Origin of the sequence: Stieleria magnilauensis (assembly GCA_007753675.1) — a bacterium.
Taxonomy (GTDB): Bacteria; Planctomycetota; Planctomycetia; order Pirellulales; family Pirellulaceae; genus Stieleria; species Stieleria magnilauensis.
The window spans coordinates 2,983,206-3,004,964 of sequence record CP036432.1; the positions used below are offsets into that span (position 1 = coordinate 2,983,206).

Genomic DNA, 21,759 nt, shown 5'->3' on the forward strand with positions numbered 1-21,759 from the left:
TTCCGCTACGCTCCGACCGCGTTGCTGGGCGTCTGGTCACCGGCGTGCTGACGGCTGGCTTCTACCATCGCAAAACGCTCACGCCATAAGAATCGCTGCAGCAAACTCGGGCGGCGCAGGTTGGGGTCGTCGGCGTCGATCGTGTGGACCTTGCCCTTGGCCGTGACCAACCGCAGTTGACCGTCGGAAAGCACTTCATCGACGACCCAGAACTTGTCAACGACATAGCCGTAGGTTTCACCCTTGGGAGACGCGACGACTTGTGCCGCGCGACGCCCCGGATTGACGCCGCTCTTGCTCTTACGATAAACCGCCCAATCCCCCGCTTTCCAATTTGCCTGCATGACTTGTTCCTCGCTTCGCCTAAAAAATTGCCCGATCCGTTTCCCCTTCGACCAACGCTAGAAACGACCTCCGATCACTCTGAATCGGAAAGGTTCTCGCCGGCCCAACTCAGCCGACTTGCATCCCTTGCATCGCCTCTCTCCCGAAAATACTGCACTTTAAACAGTACGCACATTCTGCGTGGGTGGACAGTTGAAAACATGTTGAGAAGTCAAATTCTTCATCAGATTCACGTTTTTTTCCGGAGAATCACGACGATGGCGATCGATTGTGCCATGACGCGGTGACTTTGCCGTGACACGCAAACGATCGGCAGTCCTCAATTGTGGTGCCGCACAACCTTGCGAGCGGACTCCGCCAAGCTTTAAGATACGCAGTGATGAACCGTCACAATGATGACGTTCTGATTCCGGATGCTGCCCCTCATCCTCCGGAACCGTTCGCCCCGAGAACTTATCACGCTTCAAAGGAATTGCGTCATCATGTTGCTCGTCCCGTCTACCTTGATCGCCGCTGCCTCCGTCCCCGCGGCCACCGCTGCGATCCCACTGCCTCGGGCAGCGATGCTACTGGCAGCCAATGGGGCCTTTTACGCAGCCCTGATCGCCATCGGAACGCTCGTCTTCCTGGTATTCGCCGCCGTGATGGGCTTCTTCGCACTGCGTTACGGCAAGCTGTGGGTCCAGGCCTACATGTCGGTCGCTGATGTCAGCGCCCCCAGCCTGATCCGAATGCACTTCACCAAGGTCAATCCGAATGTGATCGTCCAGGCCAAGGTGATGTCGGCGCAAGCCGGATTGGACATCGGCCGTCAAGCCGGCATCAGCACGCGTCGTCTGGAGGCTCATTATCTGGCCGGCGGCAACGTGATGAACATCATCCACGCGATCATCGCCGCCGCACGGGCGGAAATCCCTCTCGATTTTGACCAGGCCGCCGCGATCGACTTGGCCGGGCGCGACGTGCTGGACGCGGTCCAAACGAGCGTTTACCCCAAAGTCATCGATTGCCCCGACCCGAGCCGCAGCGGCAAAACCACACTCAGTGCGATCACCAAAAACGGAATCGAATTGCGCGTCCGGGCTCGTGTGACCGTTCGCACCAACCTGGAACAACTGATCGGCGGTGCCACCGAAGACACCGTCATCGCCCGAGTCGGCGAGGCGATCATCAGCTCGATCGGCTCGGCCGAAACACACTTCAAGGTGCTCGAAAATCCGGACATGATCACCCGCGTTGTGCTCGATCGCGGCCTCGATGCCCAAACCGCGTTTGAAATCGTTTCGATCGACATCGCCGACATCGACGTCGGCGAAAACATCGGCGCACGACTGCAAAGCGACCAAGCCGAAGCCGACACACGTGTCGCCCAGGCCCAAGCGGAAAGCCGTCGCGCCGAAGCCGTCGCGCAAGAACAACAGATGAGCGCGATGGTCGCCAGCAACAAGGCTCACCTGGTTCTGGCCGAAGCCGAAGTGCCCAAAGCCATGGCCGAAGCGTTCCGCGCCGGCCGCATCGCCGCCCCCAACGGATCGGGCATCTAACGGCTCTCGTGAACGAATTCGAATCGACCTCCTACCGCGTCAGGTTTCCCAGCGGAACCGAACGCGTCAACTTGGCCGGCATCGTCGATCGGCCCAAGGTGTGGCATCCATGGAAGGACGCCGGGCGCACCCGGCTGCGGCCGGTCGTGGTCTATTCGCATTGCTTCACCTGCAACAAGGACTTCAAGGCAACCGTCAAGATCAGCCGCGCCTTGGCCCGTTACGGAATCGCGGTGCTGCGTTATGACATGACGGGACTGGGAGGCAGCGAAGGCGACTTTTCGACAACCAATTTCACCACCAATCTTCGCGATCTTGCCGCGGCGATCCGATTCGCCAACGAAGAACTGGGGCCGGTCACCGCCTTGGTCGGGCACAGTTTTGGCGGCATCGCCTCGTTGGTCACCGCCGCAAAGTCTTTCCAACCCGATCACGACGGCCTGCCCGATCACGACGGTCTGTTGGCCAACCTCCGCTTCGTCGCAACGCTCGCCGCGCCCAGTGACACCCACCACCTCGCCACGCTGCTGTCGCGGATGAACCCCGCGATCGAAACCGAGGGTCAAGGCAAGGTCACGATCGGCGGCATCGAATGGACCATCCGCCGCCAGATGCTGGAGGACTTTCGCCGTCACAACGTCACCGATTTGCTGCCCCAAGTCTCTTGCCCGGTGCTGCTGATGCACTCTCCGGTCGACCAAACCGTCGGGATCGATCACGCGCTGCGGATGATGTCGCTGATCCAAACCGACCGCTCGGCCGATGCATCCACGATCACCCCGGTCAGCCTGATGGCGCTGCCGGATGCGGATCACCTGTTGGCCAAACATCCCCAAGACCTGACCTTCGTGTCGCAAATCCTGGCCGCCTGGTGCCACCGTTTTCTCGCCGACGATCGCACGCCCGGCTGATACCGCGAAGTTGATGTCGATGGCGAGGCCCGGACGCTGGCGCGAGCCGGCTGATCTCGAACGATGATCAGCCGTTTGGCGCGAGCCTACGGGCCCTACTTCGAGGAAACGAGGCTTCACAAAGCGGTCTTGGGTCATCGCCCCGGTCGCGTCGAAGGGCGCCGGTCAGTAGAAGGCCCAACCTGTACGGCCCAATTTCGACAAATTGGCACTGCCTAGAATTGCATCGACTGCCCGCGCTCGATGCAGACGCTGCCCAGAAAAGCCTCAGCCCCGAACGAGCCGGTCAGCTTGCCGTTCTGGAAAGCGCAGTCACACCTCTTTCTGCGGCAGATCCAACGCCCTACGCATCGCACATCGGAGCACCGAATCCCCCTGGCCGTGATCTTCGGCAAACCGCTCGCTGCTCGCTGAAACAGCCACATTTGGCCTCTCGGGTGCAACGCTACCATGGTCCTTCTCTTTCTGGAGACCAAGACCATGAGCTTCAAAGAACAGCTATCGCGTGAGCAGATCCGCACACTTCCGCTGCGTGACGCGATCGCCCTTGATGAGCACACGGTTGCCCGCGCGGCAATCGCACTGATGCGGACCCATTCGTTGGGCTGTGCCGTGATCGTCGACCCGGGCTGCCGCCCGCAGGGAATCTTCAACGAACAGTCGATCATCCGGATGCTGATGGCGGGCGTTTCCTTAGACACGACCGCGATCTCGGCGTTCGCCGACCCCGACGTCGGCATCGTCCGAGCCGACGACCCGATTCTGTTCGCCTGGCAAGCAGTGGTTGACCAGGGGCACCGCTTCTTGTGCGTGACCGATGACGAGGGGTACCTGATCGGTTTGACCGGTCAGCGGGGCTTGGCGGAATACGTTTGTGATTGCTACGCGAAACAAATCGCCGTTCAGCGTCTCGGTAGTGCACCGTGGATGCTGCAGCGCGAAGGAGCTTGACCGATGAGTTCGTTTTTTAGAATGGATCCGGCTGAAACGTGTGACCCACTTTCCAACTTCGAGCCGGCCGAATACGACACCGAACTGGAGCGTGCATTGGCGGAAGACCCGATCGCGGAAATCGACGCCAAACCGTATCTGCAGATCAGTCCGCATGCGTCGGTCCTAGAGGCGGTCGAGATGCTGCACGATTCAGGCGCGGCCAGTTTGTTGGTCGTCGACGGCGAACACCTGGTCGGGATCTTTACCGAGCGCGACGTGCTTGAAAAAGTGGTGGAAAAGTACCCGCGGGTTTGCGGCCAACCGGTCGAGAATTTCATGACCACCAATCCGACGATCGTTTACCAATCCGATCCTTCGGCCGCTGCGGCTGCCGCGATCGCGGTCGCCGGTCATCGACACGTGCCCGTGTTGGACATGGACGAATGCGTTCAGGGCGTGATCAGCCCCAAACGCATGTTCGCGTTCATGCAGAAACACTTTTAAGTCGCAGATCCAAACCGCACGTTCGCCATGGTGTTGCCCAAGGAGGGGCGCCCTGGCTTGCATTCCAACGCCGGCTGCTTCGACAGCACGCAGTGTTCTTGGTTAGCGGAAGGGCGCGAGCCCTCCGGTCTACCAACCTGGTTTCACGCTGAAACCGGACGGCTCGCGGCCTGTCGTTTTAATTTCTGACGGATATGCCCCCCTTCTCCCCCACAAATCGTTAACAAGCTTGCTTGTCGATTTGTGGGGGAGAAGCACTGTCATGGCCGAACTTGATTTAGCTCGCATTGGCGAGGTGCGCGCGAACGCCTAGCGGCATTACCTTACGGTAACTTTTTTTAGTCTTAAAGTCCAATGGCTTGTCGGCTTGCTGAGCACGTCTCAGTCAGCATGAATGGTTCAGTCTCGCCACCCTGGTAGATATCCGAAGCTTAGGAGCCTCACACTGTCTTATCCGGCGTTTGAACCGCTGACAGAGCATCACACTTCTTCCACGGGCTTGTTGACTGCAGCTTCGAGAAGCCGCGTCTGCCCTCGGGCTGTAGACGATGTTATCAGTGTGCAAGTGAAAGCACGACAAGTCAACGCGGGCCCTAAGCTTCGGACGAGTTTGATTCTACCTTAGATGCCTGACGAACTCCAAGTCGAACCAGAAGAGGAATGAGCAGATCGCCGATCGATACGGCTCCGCGGCGTTTTTTATTTGCCAGCTTGGCGAAGGGTTTTGCTTCTTCGCTATAGACCGACTTGGGAAGCCACTTGAGAGCTTCATTCATATCAGCAACCGTTTGATCAAGCGGCGTGCCGTGTTCGATATAAAACTTCCATAGCTTTTTCAGCAGGCACTCCCGGTCGACGTGCTTACCTCGCCACACTTGGCGTCCGCTGACGATCTGGAAAACCATTCGGTTAGCTCGGTTAGCCATTCGACACTGGCGATCGAGCGTGCAGATATCTTTGCTCTTCCACAAAGCAGCCAAGCCACGGTAGTACGGATGGCATTTGATCAAGTTCTTTGCAACGAGAATGCAAGCGGAACGCAGTCGACGATTGCAGTTTTTGGCGACGGAACCGCTTCGGTCAATTTCATCACTTTGGTATCGAGCAGGGTAAAGCCCGGCGCGTCCGTTGATCGCAATGGCAGTTGCATAGTGCTCGATCGGTCCAGCTTCGCCCGCATACTCACCTGCGGAAACAACGTTGATCCCAGTGACAGAGAGAAGCAATATATATGGCGTTTTCACGAGAAAATGCGCCGTTTCTTGTTCAATCTGGCTGATCTGTTCGTTGAGCAATTCGCGTATCTCATTTAGCTGTTTCCATTGCTTGGTCAACAACGGGTACAACGGATCGGGTTGAACTGCCTGAGCACTCCACGCAAAGATCTTGTCGAGTGTTGTTTTTTGAACTCGAGTCTTGTTCTTGCGAAGGTACTTTGCCATGCCGGTTTGCTTCGCTTTTTTGATCGCCTCGTCAGACGGGAATTGTTTCGCGATGATCATCGCAATCGATCCGTTGAAGAGTTTGTCATCATCCCAAAGATCCGCGTAGCCAGGCATGGATTGATGCAATAACGCTCGCAACTGTACTTGCACCCGTGCGCGTTGCTTGACCAAATTGCGACGCTGCCGACAAAGACGTTGCAGTGACAGGTGGGTTTCATCAACGGGCAAGATCGCCAATCCGTATCCGTTGATGGCGGCGTGAAAAATCGCTTCGAGATCGTTAGGGTCAGTCTTATTGTTGGGGTGAAGCGTCTCTCGATAGTGCGAAGACGCGAAGGGGTGAACCGTCCTTGTGTCGTACCCCGCTTTGCGAAACGCTTGCTGCACGGGTTTGTGGTAGACACCGGTCATCTCGACGGCGACAATGGAGTCGAGGATCCCTTCGGCTTGACAAGCTGCATCAACGAGTTGGACCATTGCTGCGAGAGCGCCAGCACTGTGCTCGACCGAAGTTGGTTCGACAATGACACGACCAAAGAAGTCACAGAGCATCCAGATCGACCGTCGCTTGGCACAGTCCACCGAAACGATACCGAATTTCTGAGGGCCTGCCTGTTGGACTCGTTCCTGGATGACACCGGATGGCTTTCCGATGTAGCGTCGCTTGGTAGCCTTGCAGGCGGATTTTCGACTAGATTTTTTCGTAACGGCCATTTGAGTTCTCTACAAATTGGAAGTGTTGAAAAGTTCTTCCAATTGAGCACTCGAATGGTCTTTGTCTAGATTTTTCACGATCTAGGGGCATACCAGGGCTGGGGATGTGGGGGCTGGTATCGATTCTGTAGCCATCTCACCGGGCGCAGAACATACGGTTGGGCGGTTGTACTTGATACCATTGCGGCCCCTATGTGTTGCCCCTCACCCCCAGCCCCTCTCCCCAAAAAACGCTCGACGCTTCGCATCTTTGGCGTTTTTTGGGGAGAGGGGAGCCAGTGTATTCCATAGAGATCCGGCAGTAATCAAATCGACATCCCTCCGCGATCCGTGCGGGATGACCGACAATCCTACCGGTCGCCTCGACCACCATGTCTACCCGGGTCGCCCAAGCAGCGGCATCGCGATCTCGGAGTTGTCGTTTGCCCCGCCGAAAGTGGCGCATCGAGCCCGCCTGCGTCGTCTGATCGGAATGATCGCTACACGCGGCACCGCAACTTGGCTTGCACGACCGCCGGCACTGAATTTCTAACCGGTCAGCCGGCGTGCCCTTGCGCGTGTCCTATCAGTTTCTTTAGTCGCGATCCACACGGCGACAAACCCACCGATTCGGTCGGAGTCTCTCCAGGATCGATCAAACGTTTTAAAAAACAACTACCTGATTTAAGTTGGAGGCCCACCGTGGCTCACGCAATTGCCTTTCGTCCCAGTCGCGCCCGAAAGGGTTTTTCGCTCGTCGAGCTGTCGGTCGTCGTCATCATCATCGGCGTCCTGGCCGCGTTCGGCGTCCCGAGATTGCTGCAAAGTGTTGAACGAAGTAAAGCTTCGGAATCATTCAAGTACCTCGCCAGCGTCCGCGCAGCACAAGAACGCTATCAGGCCCGCCAAGGGACCTATGCGTCGGATTTGACTCAATTGGACATGGAGCAAGCTCCGCCGAAGTACTTTAGCGTTGGTGTTGCCGCCGCCGGCGGATCGGGAAGCCTGGAAGATTCCTGGACCCTGACGCTGACGCGATCCGGATCAAGCTCCGGTTACGGCGCCTACACCGTGACGTTCACCGAAGACGGTTACGACGCGATGAATAGCACCATCGACGCGGAAATTAATCCACAGAGCACCTAGGCTGACGACCTGACCGCTTTCTGGGGGGAAAGCGTGGCATGAACCGTCACCACGACGGCACGATGCCACCACCGATCCAATCAGCTGGGGCGGTCCGTAACCATTCACGGACCGCCCTTTTTTTGTGCCAGCTTGACTGGCGTATCGCATCCAGATGTGACAGCGGGTTCATCACCCTACGGTGAGCCCCGCTGACGCATCACCGGAGGGGACGTTTCCATCATGAACACCGCAAGCGATCGATCCCGCAGCCACGTTGTCGGGATTCTGTTCGGGCGACAACACTTACATGGATGTCACGCGTCGACAACCATGTTTGGCGCGGTGCGTTATGAGTACGCCTCGGTCGCCGTCCAAAGCGACGACCTCGGTCACTCGTTGGCTGAATTGTTTGACGCCTTGGGCGTCCAAGGCGACCCCGTCCCCGTTGCCGCGGCCATCCCGACCAGCGAATGCTACTTCGCCACCCGTCCGATCAACTCCGGCGGCGGCAATGCCAGCCCACGCACGCTGCTTCGCGAATCGCTGCGAAGTTCCACCGCGAAACTCGATCAACTCGCGATCGATGTCCTCAATTGGCAAGCCCATCGCCGACAATTGGTCTCCATCGTGGCCGCGCCACTGGATCGCATCGAATCAATTCGTGAAACTATCGGCAACACCAAACACTCGCTGCAGCGACTCGAACCGGCCGCCAACGCGCTGATCAGCGCGGCGGTTGAAAACGAACGCTCGGAACGACGCGATCGACTGGTCACACGCGTCTTCTTGGGCGACACCAGCTTGCTGGCCGTGATGACCAAGGGCACCCGGGCGATCCATTGGCAGAGCATGCCCTTGCCACAGGGCGACGAAGCAACGGGCATCGTTTCCATCGTCCGCTCGGTCGAAGCCGCCTATGCCGCATGCGGCCTGGAGACCTCCCCGGACGCGGTCAGCATCTACGGCCGACGTGAGTTGCAGTCGCTGATCGATCGCCAGTGGTTGAGCGACAATCTGCCCGACGACTTCCGTTGGCTGGACGCCCCCTCGATGAAACCAGACCACATCGCACGCGCCTGCGCCGATGGGTTTCTGGCCGACGAAGAGGACGAGTTTGATTTCCAGCGGGAATATCGCGAGCCGTTAAGACTCCACCGCGTCGTTCCGTACAAAGAAATCGCCCTCTATCTCGTGGCGGCGTGTGCCCTCGCCCTGGTGCTGTTGGACCGCATGAAAAAAACCGAATCCAACCACGTGGCACTCGTTTCGAGCGCCCCGTCAATGGCCACCGATGGCTCCAACCCACGCCCCGAACGCGATCGATTGAATGCCCGAGCCAGCGCCGTCAGCACCTTCATGGACAAACGCGTTCGCTGGAGCCCGATGCTGGGACAGATCACGTCGATCTTGCCCGACGGCACCCGGCTGACAGGTATCCGCGGCAGTGCGACGATGAGCCAAAAACGAAAACGGGCCGTCAAGACCGCCCCGACCACGTTGATCTTGAACGCCGAGTGCGTGCTCGACGAAGACGGCCAACTCCCCGCCTCGGTGAGCAAACTGACCGAGACCGTCGGCCAACTGGAAACCGTCGCCGAACACTTCCAACGCGTCGAACTGAGCGACCTGCGCCGCACCCTCTCCGCGGAAACCGGAGTCGCCGGTGCCGAGTTCTCCATCATTCTGACCACCAGCAGCAAGGCCAAGGGATAGTGCGTCCTCCGAGCCCGATACCATGAAACATCCTGAAGCGAAAAAAAACTGGAAGCAAGAACTGCAGCAGGTCGCCGAGCAACTCCGCGACCCGTTTCGCATGCGCGTTGCCGTCGCGCTGGTCATGGTCGCCATCATGTTCTTCGCGATCAGCGAGCCCCTGCACGGCAGAACCAAAAAGACACGCCGGGAACTGCAACAGTTACGTGAAAAGGTCAAGACGGCCGAAGAGGTCATGCTGCTGCAGGACGCGCTCGAACACGTTCGGCCGCGGATCCTGCAAGGCGAAGGCAACGATGCGGTGACCGGATTTTTCATCGACCTGTTCCGAGATTCCGGCGCCGACCTTTTGCAGATCAATGCCGAAGCCCCGCAACGCTTGGGGCCGATCTACAACGTCCGCGTCACCCTGGACCTGGCTGGCGATTTCTGCCAACTCAATGAAGCGCTGTTCCTGTTGGAATCACAACCCGAATTGATTCGCGTCGAAACGCTTCAGATCAATCCGGCCGAACGCAGTGCATCACAACCCACGATGCAGTTGTCCGTTCGCATGCTGAAGGAGAAGGAATGAACGTCAACCTCCAAAGGTACGCGCCTCCCTGTGCCGTCCTGTCCATCGCCCTGTATCTCGGCTGGCCCCCCGAGGCTCCGATGGACCTCGGCGAAGATGTCGTGCGGGCCAAATCCGTTCGCTGGAAAGTCGCCGATCTGGAAACACCACCGCTGCCTGCGGTGATCAGCAATGATCCTTTCGCAGCCGTGCTGGTCCAGCGCCCCACAGACGACGCGTCCGAGGGCGAAACATCGGATGCAACTCTCGAAGACCTCGGACCCACCGAGGAAGACCTGCGGAGCGGCTTACGGCTCGGAGGCATCGCCCAAACGGACCATCACCATTGGGCGATCCTTAACGGCAGCGTTTGCAAACTCGGTGACCAAGTCCCAGTCCTCGGGCTCGACGATGTCTCCGCCACGATCCGCGAGATCGCATCCGACCACGTCACCGTCGTCGCTGGCCCCTTGACGATCCGAATCAAACGAAAAGAGCGTCCCAAACGATCCGCCGACCCGTCCGTCCGACCCGCAACCCCCACGGCCGCAAAAGCAAGTGCGACCTCGCGGGCCCCGAACGAAGACGACGACGAAGAAGACGAAGACGAAGACGCTCAAGACACACCCCGCCCCACACCGAACGCGTCGGATCGTCCAGAGAATCAGCCCGATCCGCGCGGGAATATTTTCCAAGCCAACCTTTAACACCGCATTGAATGACGCCTCGCTCTCGATCGAGGCGGAAGACGTCTACCGCACGTGACATCAAACCATGACCAACGCTACCTCCGCTCTGACGGCACAGAATCACCCGCTGATCATTCGGCTGCTTGATTCGATCGACAACCTCGATCCGGAAAAACTCGAGGAACTCTGGCAATCGGTCGGTAAGGATGACGTCACGATCGAAGAGTCGATCATTCGTTGCGGTGTCGCCACGGAATCCCAAATCGCAAGGTCCTACGCGGACCACTACTTGGTGCCGCTGTTTGACCCACCGGCCGACGCGCCGCCGCCGATCGACACGTCGGTCGCTTCCGTGCTGCCCAACCGGCTCTGCCGCGACCACTTGATCGCGCCGCTGAGCGATGACGGCGGCGTGCTGGAAGTCGCCGTTTTCTCGCCCGATTCGTTGTTGCTGGCCGACGAAATCAAACTGCTGACCGGACGTCAAATGCGGCCGATGTTCGCACCGCTTTCGGTGATCGAACGCTTGCTGACCATGCTCTACGAAGAGGGCGGGTGGAACACGTCGATCCCGGTTTCCACCTCGACCAGTTTCCAGGAAGTCGACGACGCCGAAGACCTGGACCAAGAGGAAGCCGCCGAAGCGACCGAGGTGATTCACCTGGATCAATCGCCACCGCCGGGACGAGACGGACGCATCATTCGCTACGTCAACAGCATCTTCGAACAGGCCCTGACCACCGGCGCCAGCGACATTCACATCGAACCCTACGAAGAGGATTGTCGCGTCAGGTTGCGCGTCGATGGCGTCTTGTCCGAGGTTCAACCGCCACCGATGCCGCTGCTCAACTCGGTCATCAGCCGACTGAAAGTGCTCAGCAAAATGGACATCGCCGAACGACGGGTGCCGCAGGACGGCGCGATCGCCCTGCGAACCGGCGAGCACCGCGTGGACATGCGGGTCAACACCTGCCCCACCGTGTTCGGCGAAAAGATCGTGATGCGTGTGTTGGACAAAAACGCACTCCCGCACGACCTGTCGATGCTGGGCATGGACTCGCGGCAATTCAAAGATCTGACCGAATCGATCCGCAGCCCACACGGTTTGATGCTCGTCACCGGGCCGACCGGTAGCGGAAAGAGCACCACGCTGTACTCCTGCCTGAACGCACTCAACGACGAAAAAACGAACCTTTGCACGGTCGAAGACCCGGTCGAGTTCAAGTTCGGCGGCATCAACCAGGTCCAAACGCGCGTCAAAGTCGGGCTGACGTTCGCCAGCGCCTTGCGGGCGTTCCTGCGACAAGACCCCGACGTGATCATGGTCGGTGAGGTTCGCGACGACGAGACGGCGGAGATCTGCATGCGTGCCGCGTTGACCGGACACTTCGTGTTCTCCACGCTGCACACCAACGACGCGCTCAGCAGTATCACACGTTTGCAAGACATGGGCATCGAACCCTTCTTGTTGGCCAGCACCCTCCGCTTGCTCGTCGCCCAACGACTGGTGCGGCGGCTTTGCGACGAATGCAAGGTCCCCTACCAACTGGATCAAGAATCAAGCGAACGTTATGCGATCCCACGAGAGATCCCGGTGTTCCGCGCCGGCGGATGCGATCGCTGTCGCAACATCGGATACAAGGGTCGGCTGGCCGTGTTTGAGGTGATTCGCATCAACCAACAACTCAAGGACATGATCCAAGCCGGCGAGTCGGTCGGCGCCATGAAACGCGCCGCGGTGGAAGACGGCATGAAGCTGCTTTCGCAAAGTGCCGCGGCAAAGGTCGCCGAAGGCCTGACCAGTTTGGAAGAAGCCGTCAGCCTGTGTAACGATCACTAACCCCAGGACTTGCCATGTCTCTCGACGCCTGGTTCTTGTCTCGCGCACGAGTCTCTGCAAAGCAGCACGGACGCGCCAGCCTGGACGACAAGATGACGTTCTTCCAGCAACTCGGATCGCTGCTCGCCTCCGGGACCCCGCTGCTGCGCGCCTTGCACGTGTCCGCCGAACAAAACCAAAGCAAGACGCTGCAAGCGGTGATGGAAGAGGTCGCCGAACGGGTCGCGTCGGGAATGCCGCTTCATACGGCGATCGAAGCGACCACCGACATGTTCCCCATGCACTGGGTCGCGATGATCGCGACCGGTGAAGCGACGGGGAAACTCGATGAGGTCTTGGTGGATTTGAATCGCCAAATCCGCGAAGCCGCCGACACGCGCAGCAAATTCATCGGTTCGATGATCTATCCCTGCGTGTTGATCTTTGTCGCCGTCCTGGTCGTGTTCGCGATGCTCTGGTTCGTCGTCCCGACTTTCGGTGACATGTTCAAAGAGATGGGTGCGGAATTGCCCGGCATCACGGTCTTCGTGTTGGACATCAGCGATCAAGTCGCCGCGTATGGCTTGTACATCGTCGCGGGCTTCTGCGTCGGCGGCTACTTTTTCAAACGTTGGCTCAACACCGAAGCCGGCCGCCGGCGCTCGATCAGTGTCATGGTCGCGATCCCCGTCGTCGGCGATCTGGTCATCCAGTCGTCGATGTATCGGTTCGCGTCCAACCTGGCACTGTTGCTCAAAAGCGGCGTCCCGATGTTGGAAACCATGCAAACCGTGGCCGACGTGTTTGCCGCCCAACCGCCGTACCGCGAAGCCATCGAGTACGCCAAAAACCGGATGGCTGCCGGTCGAAGTCTCGCCGATGGCCTGGAAGAATCAGGGCTGTTCACGTCCATGATGGTCAACGCCGTGCGGGTCGGCGAAGAATCGGCACAACTGGGCCGGGTGATGGAAGAGATCGCGCCGTACTATCGCGAAAAGACACAAGCGTTCATGTCGCGGGTCACCAAGCTGGCCGAACCGGCGATCATCATGGTCATGGGGGCCGTGATCAGCGTCGTGATGCTGGCGATCTACATCCCGATGTTCGAAATGGCGGGGAACGTCAAATGACCCGCAACCGGAAACCCAAACGCCACGCGTTCTCGCTGATCGAAGTTATCGTCACGATGACGATCCTGGCAGTCTTGTTAACTTTCGCCGCCCCCAGCGTCGTCCAAACGATGGAACAGTCGCACGCGGATCTTGCCGGCGCGAGTCTCCGCTCGATCGCTTCGGCACAGCGATTCTATTGGCTAGAAAACCGCACCTACGCCACCACGCTGCAGGAGCTGATCGACGACGAACTGGTCGACAACGAATTGCTCAACGCATCGCCGCGCTATGAGTTTTCGATCACCGCCGCCGATGCCGCCGGATTCACCGCCCAGGCCCGGCGGCGAAGTTTTAACGGCGCCGGCAATCCCGTTTTCAACGGAGCCTGGAGCGGTGATTTTCAGATCGACGAAACCGGTCAGATCACCGGAGACGTCGAGGGCAGATTCAACCCCGTCCTCGGCGAAAGCCCCACCATCTCACCCGGGTTCTGAGGCAGGCAGCGATGAGTCAATTCGGACGCACCCGAGCCAGCCGACGCGGATCAACCTACTTGGAAGTCCAAGTGGCGATGGTGCTGCTGTCGATCGGCATCAGCGGACTGTACAGCCTGTCGGTGATCCAATCACGCCAGACGGCACGGCTGGGACAAATGCTTCCCGCTGACGAAATCGCCTCGATCAATCCCGTCACCGGCGGCAGCCCTTCGGAAGCGGCATGGATGAAAAAATTTGGCGTCTACGCCGACATCACAACCGATGCCGTCGCGGCGCCCGTTCCCAACTACCCGCTCAATGAAGGCTTTCTGGAAATCCGCGACAACGAGGACAGCAGCGGGTTCTACACCTACAGAGCCTCCGGAGGAGACGATTGGGAAGAATACGGCGGACACCCGGGCGATCATCAATCAACCGTCCATGAGATTCAAACCCCCACCTCCGTCGGATCGTACGCTCTGTTCTCCTTTTATGGCGTTCCCCCAGGCGACTACGAAGTGTTCACGTTCGTGCCGGAAAAGAAGAAATCGTACCCCGGACAGTTCGGATCCGCCGTCCCACACTATGTCTTCAATGGCGGGTGGGCGGCACCCGTGTACGTCGACCAACGAGCAATCGAACATGACTTCGACTACGCCGGAAAATGGTGGGAACGGTTGGGTGTCTACACATTTAGCAATAGCACCGTTCACGTACTGCTCTACGGCTGGCCCCGTTCGGGCGATTGGTTGATCGCCGATGCCGTGATGCTGCGATGTCGTCGGTCGGTCGAAGTCATCACGCCCGTCACGACGACGATCGGTGGCGGCGCCACAGTCACGGTGGAGCTGGATTGATGACAAGCAACTCCCCACCACGCTTTCAACGACGCCGCAACGGCATGAGCTTGTTGGAGGTCACGATCGGGTCCGTGATGGCCGCGATGATCGCCATGGTGGCGGCCGGTGTGACGATGGACATGACTCGCAACATGGCCGACAACATCGCCCGGACCAGGATCGCGGGCGAAGCGAGGTTGGCGATCGAAGCGTTCCGACGTGATTTCGGCGGCAATGATCCGGACAGCCCGACCGGCGACCGGAACCGCTGGCGCCTGGTCGACAGCATGATCCCTACCGCCGATGAACTGCGACTTTGTTTCGATTCGGATCTGGACGGATCGGCCGATTGGATTTCACCCGATCGCGTCATCCTCTACTTCGAAACCGACGGACAACTGATTCGCTCAGACTTGGAAAATGGACGGACCAACGTGGTCGCACAACTGGTCGACTCGGTCAATTTCGAAGTGATCGGTAACGAACTGCGAATCACACTTGCGTTCCAACTCGGCGCGATCACCGAAACCTACGTCTTCAACACCCCCAACATCTAGACCATGACGCATCGACGCCCTCCCAGTCGAAGACGCGGATATGCCATGTTGGTGGTGATGCTGCTGATTCTGACAACCACCGGCATGGCGGCGGTGCATGCGCGCCAACTCGCCGCGTCGCTGAGAATTGAACAAGCCAGATTACGCAGCGAAGCCCGGTCACGCGGGCCGACCACCGTGCTCGCAATCGCTTGCCAACGGATCGAAACCGGAAACCCGACCGACAGCAGCGTCTCGTATCAATACTCGCACCACGATGGATTCCAGACGGTGCTCTACCGAATCACCTACCAAGCCGTCGGGTCTGACAAATGGTCCGTCACCGCCGAGCCCGATCCGGCAGCGGGAACACTGCCACCCTTGCCCACGTCGTTTTGATCCGCGTGCCAGACCGCGTTCACTCGCTCGGGCTGACCGCACTCTTACGCGAACGGATCAACGATCGCAGCGGTGCGGCAAACGCGAAGTAACAAAACGCGATCGGCAGCGCCAGCCAGTGCAACAGAAAGACGCCGCCGACGGCAAACATCGCTTGTCCAATCTGGTGCGTCGTGCGACGGCCCTTCATCCACTGGGCAACGAGGTGGGGATACTGGAATCGAGATACCATCAGGTATGCCAAGACGCCGGCAAGCGCCGGGATGAAGTAGTGCGAAGCGACCAGCGCAGCGTTGGCAACGACTTGGATGTATTCGTGGTAGATCTTGTTGCTCGCCAGATCTTTTAAGTCCGGCATGGCGATCGCAAACGCGGCCAACGTTCCCGCAGCCGCCGGGCTGGGCAGCCCTTCGAACGTCTCATGCGAATCGTCTTCGCCCGTCTCCACGTTGAAACGGGCCAGGCGAATCAACACGCACAAGGTGAACAGCACCCCGGCGGCCCAGAGAAACCGCTGAGGCAACGCATCGGTGATCCGCCAGATGATCACCGCCGGAGCGGTTCCGAACGTGACCGCGTCGCACAAACTGTCCAGCTGAGCGCCGAACTCGGTCTCCTGACCCGTCATCCGCGCCGCCGATCCGTCGAGTGCGTCGAACAGCATCCCGCCAAAAATCAACATTCCCGACGCAAACAGTTTCTGTTCCAGCGGCCAATCCAACTCCGGGCCGCTGATAGCCACGGCGATCGCCCCCAAACCGCAGACGCCGTTGCCCAGCGTCAGCATGGTCGGCAAGACGGCCAACATCACCTTGCGGCGACGTTTTCGTTTTTGGCGTCGAAAATCTTTCCGAGAGAGCGGTTTGCCCGAGTCGGGATCCCCTTCCGCATCGATCCCTGCCAAATCGTCGAATTCCTCCGGCGGGTAAAGCTCGCGTTTTAATTCGCTCATGGACATCAAAAGGGGGTTGCTGAAATCGCCGTGCCGCCGGACTGGACCCAACTGGATCGATCATTGTATGGCAAGCCTCCCCAAGAAAGGAGAGCCCGACAAGATCCCAAATCGCAAATCTGCTGACTCGATCGGAATCGAGGTCGGCCCGTCGTCTTTCACGGCGAAACGCTGATTCACCCTCCTGCCGGGCCGTCGATTGTATTACGGCAGCTTTCCGCAACCAGTTTAGATTCTCTCCCTCCGGGAGAGACGGCGTTTGCGCAGCAAGCAAATGCCAGAGAGGGCCCACGCTGTAAAAGTCTGGGCGCCTCGCGCTATAGTCAAACCCGACACTTATACAATCGATGTCCCCTGGGAGGGTCGCGGAGGAGTTTGCGACGACGCGGGACGGGGGCTTCGGCACCGTTGTTGGCATCGGTGGGTGCGGGGCAGCGAAAACCCTCCCCTCCACACGGGCATAGGTATCTACACAAGTCGCTTTTTGCCCAAAGGGCATGCATATCCATAGCCTGGGGCAAGCAAACCGAGCATTTGCGAGGGTTGCGCCGCCCCAGGAACACCATCGCAATGAGGTTTAATTTGGCCAACGGCCATGCACAACCTTCGCGTTTGACGAGGCATTTGTGTATGGCCGTTGGCCAATCGCTCTCGTTCTCGTTTGCGGACCTTGGGCGATGCCCAAGGCTATGGATGTAAACGGCCGTTGGCCGAAGCCATCCACTCAGAACAGATCTGACATGCAAAAGATGTGTAGAGACCAGTGCCCAGGGGAAGAGTGACGAAAACCCTTTGTGATCAGCGACTTAAAAACGGCACGACCTCCACATGGGAGGGTGACACCGAATTCTGAACAACTTCCCAACGGGACGATGAACCGAATCGAAATTCAATCCACCAAAACCACTCGACCCAACAAATCATCAGCCAACAGCTAACCACCTACGAACTCGGAATATCGACCTCATCCCATTCCGCGTTCTCGAAAAACGTCAGCCAATTGAGGGCATGCTGCCGCTCTGCGATCACGCCACCCTCGATCCCGGCAGGCGGTTCGGTTTGTCGCGTCGCCGCGTCTCGGGCTGCCCACAACAAGCGAAAGTTCAGGTCCAAGGCATCGAGAATCTCGCCGGTCGGTCGCAACGTCGCCGATTCGATCATTTGACGCGCCGGCATCGCAATCATTTGACGGGCGACTTCTGGGACATCACAAATCGCATCGGGAAACGGAAGCGTCGGGCTCATCCCCAATGCCCACTGCAGCGTCGCCAGCGCTTCATACCGCCAACCGGCCGCGGAAACGTCGGATTCTGACGGCGATGCGTTTTCCAGAAACGCGGTTTCCCACGGCGACAACGCCTGGAACGCCAACGGTGACTTCTCCCGCAAGGCCGCGATCGGGATCGGTTTGCCGCTGGAGAGTGATTCGGCCCGGACCGCGACGACGAACAGCGCCAACATCCGCCAAACGACTTCATCGGCCGAACGCAGCGTGACTTCCCACTCGCTGATCACCGGCGGCAACGCCTCGGGCGTGTCGATCAATCGGTTTCTCAGCTCGATTTCCGATTGGGCTTTTCGTTGCCGTGCATCGGGCAAAAACGGCAGCTGAGCGTTCGGGTCGGGCTGTTCCGCCGTCGGATCGTGCAACACCGCGCCGTTGGGGTCACGTATCGTGCGATCGGGCAAAAACAAAATCGCATTGGACTGCCAGGCCCACGGCGCGATCGCTTCGACGTGTTCCCCGTCCACTTTGAATGCCACCAGCATGTTGGTTCGTTGCAAGTGCCGGCAGACGGCATACAACGTCTGGCTGATCTGTCCTTGACCGGATTCGAACAGGTCCTGTACCAGTTTCATCAGGTGTTCGACGAACCCCGGTGTCGATTCGTTGCGGACGAAGACCGGCTCGTGGGGAAACTCCGGCTCCGGCGGATCGCGGTGCGTGCAATACGCAAAGATTTCTATGGGCATCTCAACCCAACAACTCTGCGTCGAGTTTCTTCTTGCAAGCGCCGATGACGCTTTGAACCAACGCGTCGGCATCGTCGCCGCTCAGTGTCGTCTCGTCACTTTGCAACTGCACCGACAACAGCACCCGCTTGCGGTCCTTGCCGTCCTTTTCCGGATCCCGATAGGTCTCGCGGTAGGTGACCGATTTGAGTTGCTGGCCGACAGCCGACCGGACCACGTTCTCCAGTTCGTTCCAACGCACCGATTCGGACATCACAAAGTTCAAATCGCGTTCCACCGAAGGGAACATGCTGACGATCTGTTGCTGTGGCACCAATTCGGCGTCCGCAAGCAGCGCGGGGATCGACAGTTCAGCGACAATCACGGGGCCGGGCAACTTCCATTGCTTCAACGTCTTGGGGGCAACCACACCCAAATACCCCAGTGACGTTTCTCCGAGCGACAGGCGGACCAATTGGCCGGCGACAAAACCGGGTGAATCGACCGGCTGGACCGACAGGGTTTGTCGCGCGCCCAATCGTTCACACAACGACTCGATGACGCCTTTGGCAGAAAAGAAATCGCCGCCGCACACCATCGCGACCGCGTACAGTTCTTCCGGCAAGTCCTCGTCCGACTTCCCGGGCAGGTACAGGTGTGCGATTTCAAACAAGTCCGCTTCGATCGATGCCGACGCCCAGTTGTTGGCACGCGCTTCGATCAGACTCGGCAACAGCGTGCGACGGAGCCGTTTGGCGCCTTTCAGCATCGCCGTTTGGGTGCTCAAAGCCGGTCGCTCGGTCCACGGCGAAAGCGCCTTGTCCAGCTTTGACGTCACCACGCTGGGCGTCATGGCTTCGCTTAACCCCGCAGCGGTCAACACGCCGCGAATCTTTTCCGTCGCCGAATCGAACGTCCGTTTACTGCTCGGAGCGACCGGGATCGGACTGTCTTCAGGGATCTTGTCATACCCGTGAATCCGAGCGACCTCTTCGATCAAGTCGGCTTCGCGGGTCAAGTCATGACGCCAGGAAGGTGCGCGGAACGCTCCGGAACCGGTCGAGATTTTTGCATCACTCTGGCAGCCGAGTGCCGTCAGAATTCGCTCGACTTCGATGGAGTCGATGGTGATGCCGAGGATGCGTTCCAGTTGCGACAGACGCAACACGATCGGAGGCCGCTGTTCGATTTCCGGTGCGGTGTCGATAATCCCTTCGGCGACGGTGCCGCCGGCGGATTCGACGATCAACTGACAAACGCGCCGGCTGGCCCATTCCACGCCGACCGGATCGACGCGACGTTCGAAACGGAACGACGAAGGGCTGTGCAGTTTCAGTTTCCGCGCCGTCCGACGGACCGACAGCGGACTAAAAATCGCCGATTCGATCACCACGTCCTTGGTCGACTCGGTCACTTCCGAATCGGCGCCTCCCATCACCCCGGCAACCGCAGAGGCCGCTTGGGCATCGGCGATCACGCACATCGAAGGATCGAGTTCGTATTGTCGGTGATCGATCGCCGTGATGGATTCTTTCGCCCGCGCGGGCCGCACGACGATTTTCTTGTCGGCGATGTTGGCGTAGTCAAACGCATGCAGCGGCTGACCACATTCCATCAGCACGTAATTGGTCGCGTCGACGACGTTGTTGACCACTCCGATCCCGATGCTGGCCAGCGCGGCCTGCATCCAATCCGGGCTGGGGCCGACCTTGACCCCCTGAATCACACGCGCGGTGTATCGTGGACACGCTTCGGTGAATTCATTTTCAACACTCAGCAATGACCGGACGTCCGTCTTGGAAGTTTCGAGCGTCGGTGACGGAACACGCAGTTCGGTGTTGTAGAGCACCGAAATCTCACGCGCGACGCCGAGGTGCCCCAAACAATCACCACGGTTGCTGGTGACTTCCAAGTCGATGCAAACGTCATCGGGCGACAGCGCCGGATTCTCTGACGGCGTTTCGGTCCCCTCGTGATTCAATCCGCTCAGACTGAGCCGCGTTTCCAGCTGTTCACGATCGGCCGGTAGATCGACATAGCGGGAGAGCCATTTCCAGGAAACAAGCATGGTCTGGTTGGGGGTTCCAGGTTTCACGTTCCATGTCACTCAGGAATCGCAACTCGAAACCTGGAACCTGGAACTCGGAACTGAATTAAAACTGTGACAGAAATCGCATGTCGCCGCTGTACAGATCACGGATATCCTTGATCCCGTGACGACGCATGCACAATCGTTCGACGCCCAGGCCGAACGCGAATCCCGAGACCTCTTCGGGATCGTACCCGACGGCCCGAAAGACGTTGGGATCGACCATCCCGGCGCCACCGAATTCGATCCAGTTGCCGTCCCACAAAAAGTCGACTTCGACGCTGGGCTCGGTGAACGGAAAGAACGACGGCCGAAATCGAATCTCGACATCGCCGCCAAGGTAGTTGGTCGCGAAGACGCGCAACACGGTTTTCAAGTTGGCCATCGTCACGTTCGTGTCGACGAGCAACCCTTCCATCTGATGGAACATCGGAAAGTGAGTTGCGTCGGGATCGTCGGGACGGTAGACGCGGCCGAGCGAGATCACGCGAATCGGCGGCTTGCGGTTGGCCATCACGCGAATCTGAACCGTGCTGGTTTGGCTCCGCAGCAATCGTGTGCCTTCGACGTTCCGCTTCTCCGCCCCCGTGGCCGCGGTCGCCAGATAAAAATTATCCAGCGGATCACGTGCCGGGTGGTCTTCAGGAATATTGAGCGCGACGAAGTTATGGTGCGGGTCTTCGACCTCCGGCCCTTCGGCGGCTTCAAAACCCATCCGCCCCATGATCTCGGTCAGGTGGGTGATCGTTTGCGTGATCGGATGGACGTGCCCGATCGTCGGCCGCACTCCGGGCAACGTCGGATCAAACGTCGGGTCGGCCCCGCTCTCGCCGCCGCCGGAAATCCGTGACTGGGCTTCGGCGACCGCTTTTTCGATCGCCTGTTTGACCTCGTTGAGCCGCATGCCGGCCGACTTGCGGTCGTCGGCCGCGACGCTGCCCATTTGCTTTTGAATGTCTTTCAGTGCGCCTTTCTTTTGGCCCACGTACTTGACCCGCGCAGCCTCGAACGCCTCCGCATCGGAGGCAGCATCAAGGGTCGCGATCGCCTCGGATTGCAGAGAATCGAGGGCGGAGAGAAAGTTTTGCAGAGACATAGCTTGAACGCTTGGCGGAAACCGCGGCCG

General features: G+C 59.1%; 20 protein-coding genes and 1 pseudogene. 14 read left to right on the top strand and 7 right to left on the bottom strand.

What is annotated here, in order from left to right; all coding sequences use genetic code 11:
* Window positions 1–5: 5 nt before the first annotated feature.
* Window positions 6–344 (bottom strand): hypothetical protein, encoded by a 339-nt coding sequence (locus TBK1r_RS10610; RefSeq protein ID WP_372896710.1) that lies wholly within the window; start codon window positions 342–344, stop codon window positions 6–8.
* A gap of 564 nt (window positions 345–908) precedes the next feature.
* On the opposite strand from TBK1r_RS10610, the gene floA reads away from it, so the two are divergent.
* The 4 genes from floA (at window position 909) to TBK1r_RS10630 (ending at window position 4,237) form a co-directional block, all read left to right on the top strand.
* Window positions 909–1,889 carry a flotillin-like protein FloA gene (gene floA, locus TBK1r_RS10615; RefSeq protein ID WP_145222410.1) on the top strand — a complete coding sequence of 327 codons (981 nt, stop codon included), beginning with the start codon at window positions 909–911 and terminating at the stop codon, window positions 1,887–1,889.
* A gap of 8 nt (window positions 1,890–1,897) precedes the next feature.
* Window positions 1,898–2,800: an alpha/beta hydrolase family protein gene (locus TBK1r_RS10620; RefSeq protein ID WP_419581207.1), complete on the top strand. Its 903-nt coding sequence runs from the start codon at window positions 1,898–1,900 to the stop codon at window positions 2,798–2,800.
* A 480-nt stretch (window positions 2,801–3,280) separates the two neighbouring features.
* Window positions 3,281–3,751: a CBS domain-containing protein gene (locus TBK1r_RS10625; RefSeq protein ID WP_145209890.1), complete on the top strand. Its 471-nt coding sequence runs from the start codon at window positions 3,281–3,283 to the stop codon at window positions 3,749–3,751.
* A 3-nt stretch (window positions 3,752–3,754) separates the two neighbouring features.
* On the top strand, window positions 3,755–4,237 hold the full coding sequence (locus tag TBK1r_RS10630) for a CBS domain-containing protein (RefSeq protein WP_145209893.1): 483 nt from the start codon (window positions 3,755–3,757) through the stop codon (window positions 4,235–4,237).
* A 593-nt stretch (window positions 4,238–4,830) separates the two neighbouring features.
* On the opposite strand, the gene TBK1r_RS38490 is transcribed toward TBK1r_RS10630, so the two are convergent.
* Window positions 4,831–5,796 (bottom strand): transposase, encoded by a 966-nt coding sequence (locus TBK1r_RS38490; RefSeq protein ID WP_419581516.1) that lies wholly within the window; start codon window positions 5,794–5,796, stop codon window positions 4,831–4,833.
* A 54-nt stretch (window positions 5,797–5,850) separates the two neighbouring features.
* Window positions 5,851–6,396: pseudogene (locus TBK1r_RS38495) on the bottom strand (IS110 family transposase); the annotation flags it as partial.
* Window positions 6,397–7,077: 681 nt separating this feature from the next.
* Between TBK1r_RS38495 and TBK1r_RS10640 the strand changes: the two are divergent.
* The 10 genes from TBK1r_RS10640 (at window position 7,078) to TBK1r_RS10685 (ending at window position 15,639) form a co-directional block, all read left to right on the top strand.
* Window positions 7,078–7,521, top strand: coding sequence for a type IV pilin protein (locus tag TBK1r_RS10640; protein ID WP_197455997.1), 444 nt, complete (start codon window positions 7,078–7,080; stop codon window positions 7,519–7,521).
* A 222-nt stretch (window positions 7,522–7,743) separates the two neighbouring features.
* Complete coding sequence (locus tag TBK1r_RS10645) at window positions 7,744–9,216, top strand: hypothetical protein (RefSeq protein ID WP_145209896.1); 1,473 nt, start codon at window positions 7,744–7,746, stop codon at window positions 9,214–9,216.
* A gap of 22 nt (window positions 9,217–9,238) precedes the next feature.
* A complete protein-coding gene (locus tag TBK1r_RS10650) occupies window positions 9,239–9,790 on the top strand; it encodes a GspMb/PilO family protein (protein WP_145209899.1) in 552 nt (183 codons plus the stop codon).
* The gene (locus TBK1r_RS10655; protein WP_145209902.1) at window positions 9,787–10,476 is read left to right on the top strand and encodes a hypothetical protein; all 690 of its coding nucleotides are present in this window, start codon (window positions 9,787–9,789) and stop codon (window positions 10,474–10,476) included. Before TBK1r_RS10650 ends, TBK1r_RS10655 begins: the two co-directional genes overlap by 4 nt.
* 67 nt (window positions 10,477–10,543) lie before the next feature.
* Window positions 10,544–12,298, top strand: a complete 1,755-nt coding sequence (locus TBK1r_RS10660) for a GspE/PulE family protein (protein WP_145209905.1) — start codon at window positions 10,544–10,546, stop codon at window positions 12,296–12,298.
* Window positions 12,299–12,312: 14 nt separating this feature from the next.
* Window positions 12,313–13,407, top strand: coding sequence for a type II secretion system F family protein (locus tag TBK1r_RS10665; protein WP_145209908.1), 1,095 nt, complete (start codon window positions 12,313–12,315; stop codon window positions 13,405–13,407).
* Window positions 13,404–13,883 (top strand): type IV pilin protein, encoded by a 480-nt coding sequence (locus tag TBK1r_RS10670; protein WP_145209911.1) that lies wholly within the window; start codon window positions 13,404–13,406, stop codon window positions 13,881–13,883. The genes TBK1r_RS10665 and TBK1r_RS10670 overlap by 4 nt, the downstream gene beginning before the upstream one ends.
* 11 nt (window positions 13,884–13,894) lie before the next feature.
* Window positions 13,895–14,722, top strand: a complete 828-nt coding sequence (locus tag TBK1r_RS10675) for a carbohydrate-binding protein (protein WP_145209914.1) — start codon at window positions 13,895–13,897, stop codon at window positions 14,720–14,722.
* Entirely contained in the window at window positions 14,722–15,261 is a 540-nt protein-coding gene (locus TBK1r_RS10680) for a hypothetical protein (protein ID WP_145209917.1), read from the top strand. The genes TBK1r_RS10675 and TBK1r_RS10680 overlap by 1 nt, the downstream gene beginning before the upstream one ends.
* Window positions 15,262–15,264: 3 nt before the next feature.
* Window positions 15,265–15,639: a hypothetical protein gene (locus TBK1r_RS10685; protein ID WP_145209920.1), complete on the top strand. Its 375-nt coding sequence runs from the start codon at window positions 15,265–15,267 to the stop codon at window positions 15,637–15,639.
* A gap of 19 nt (window positions 15,640–15,658) precedes the next feature.
* Here the strand turns inward: TBK1r_RS10685 and TBK1r_RS10690 are convergent, their stop codons facing one another.
* The 4 genes from TBK1r_RS10690 to pheS all read right to left on the bottom strand — a co-directional run bounded on the left by TBK1r_RS10690 (window position 15,659) and on the right by pheS (window position 21,729).
* The gene (locus TBK1r_RS10690; RefSeq protein WP_145209924.1) at window positions 15,659–16,591 is read right to left on the bottom strand and encodes a CDP-alcohol phosphatidyltransferase family protein; all 933 of its coding nucleotides are present in this window, start codon (window positions 16,589–16,591) and stop codon (window positions 15,659–15,661) included.
* A gap of 942 nt (window positions 16,592–17,533) precedes the next feature.
* Entirely contained in the window at window positions 17,534–18,565 is a 1,032-nt protein-coding gene (locus tag TBK1r_RS10695; RefSeq protein ID WP_419581208.1) for a DUF4272 domain-containing protein, read from the bottom strand.
* 1 nt (window position 18,566) lies between these two features.
* A complete protein-coding gene (gene pheT, locus TBK1r_RS10700) occupies window positions 18,567–20,612 on the bottom strand; it encodes a phenylalanine--tRNA ligase subunit beta (protein ID WP_145209931.1) in 2,046 nt (681 codons plus the stop codon).
* Between the two features lie 85 nt (window positions 20,613–20,697).
* On the bottom strand, window positions 20,698–21,729 hold the full coding sequence (pheS, locus tag TBK1r_RS10705) for a phenylalanine--tRNA ligase subunit alpha (RefSeq protein WP_145209934.1): 1,032 nt from the start codon (window positions 21,727–21,729) through the stop codon (window positions 20,698–20,700).
* Window positions 21,730–21,759: the final 30 nt, after the last annotated feature.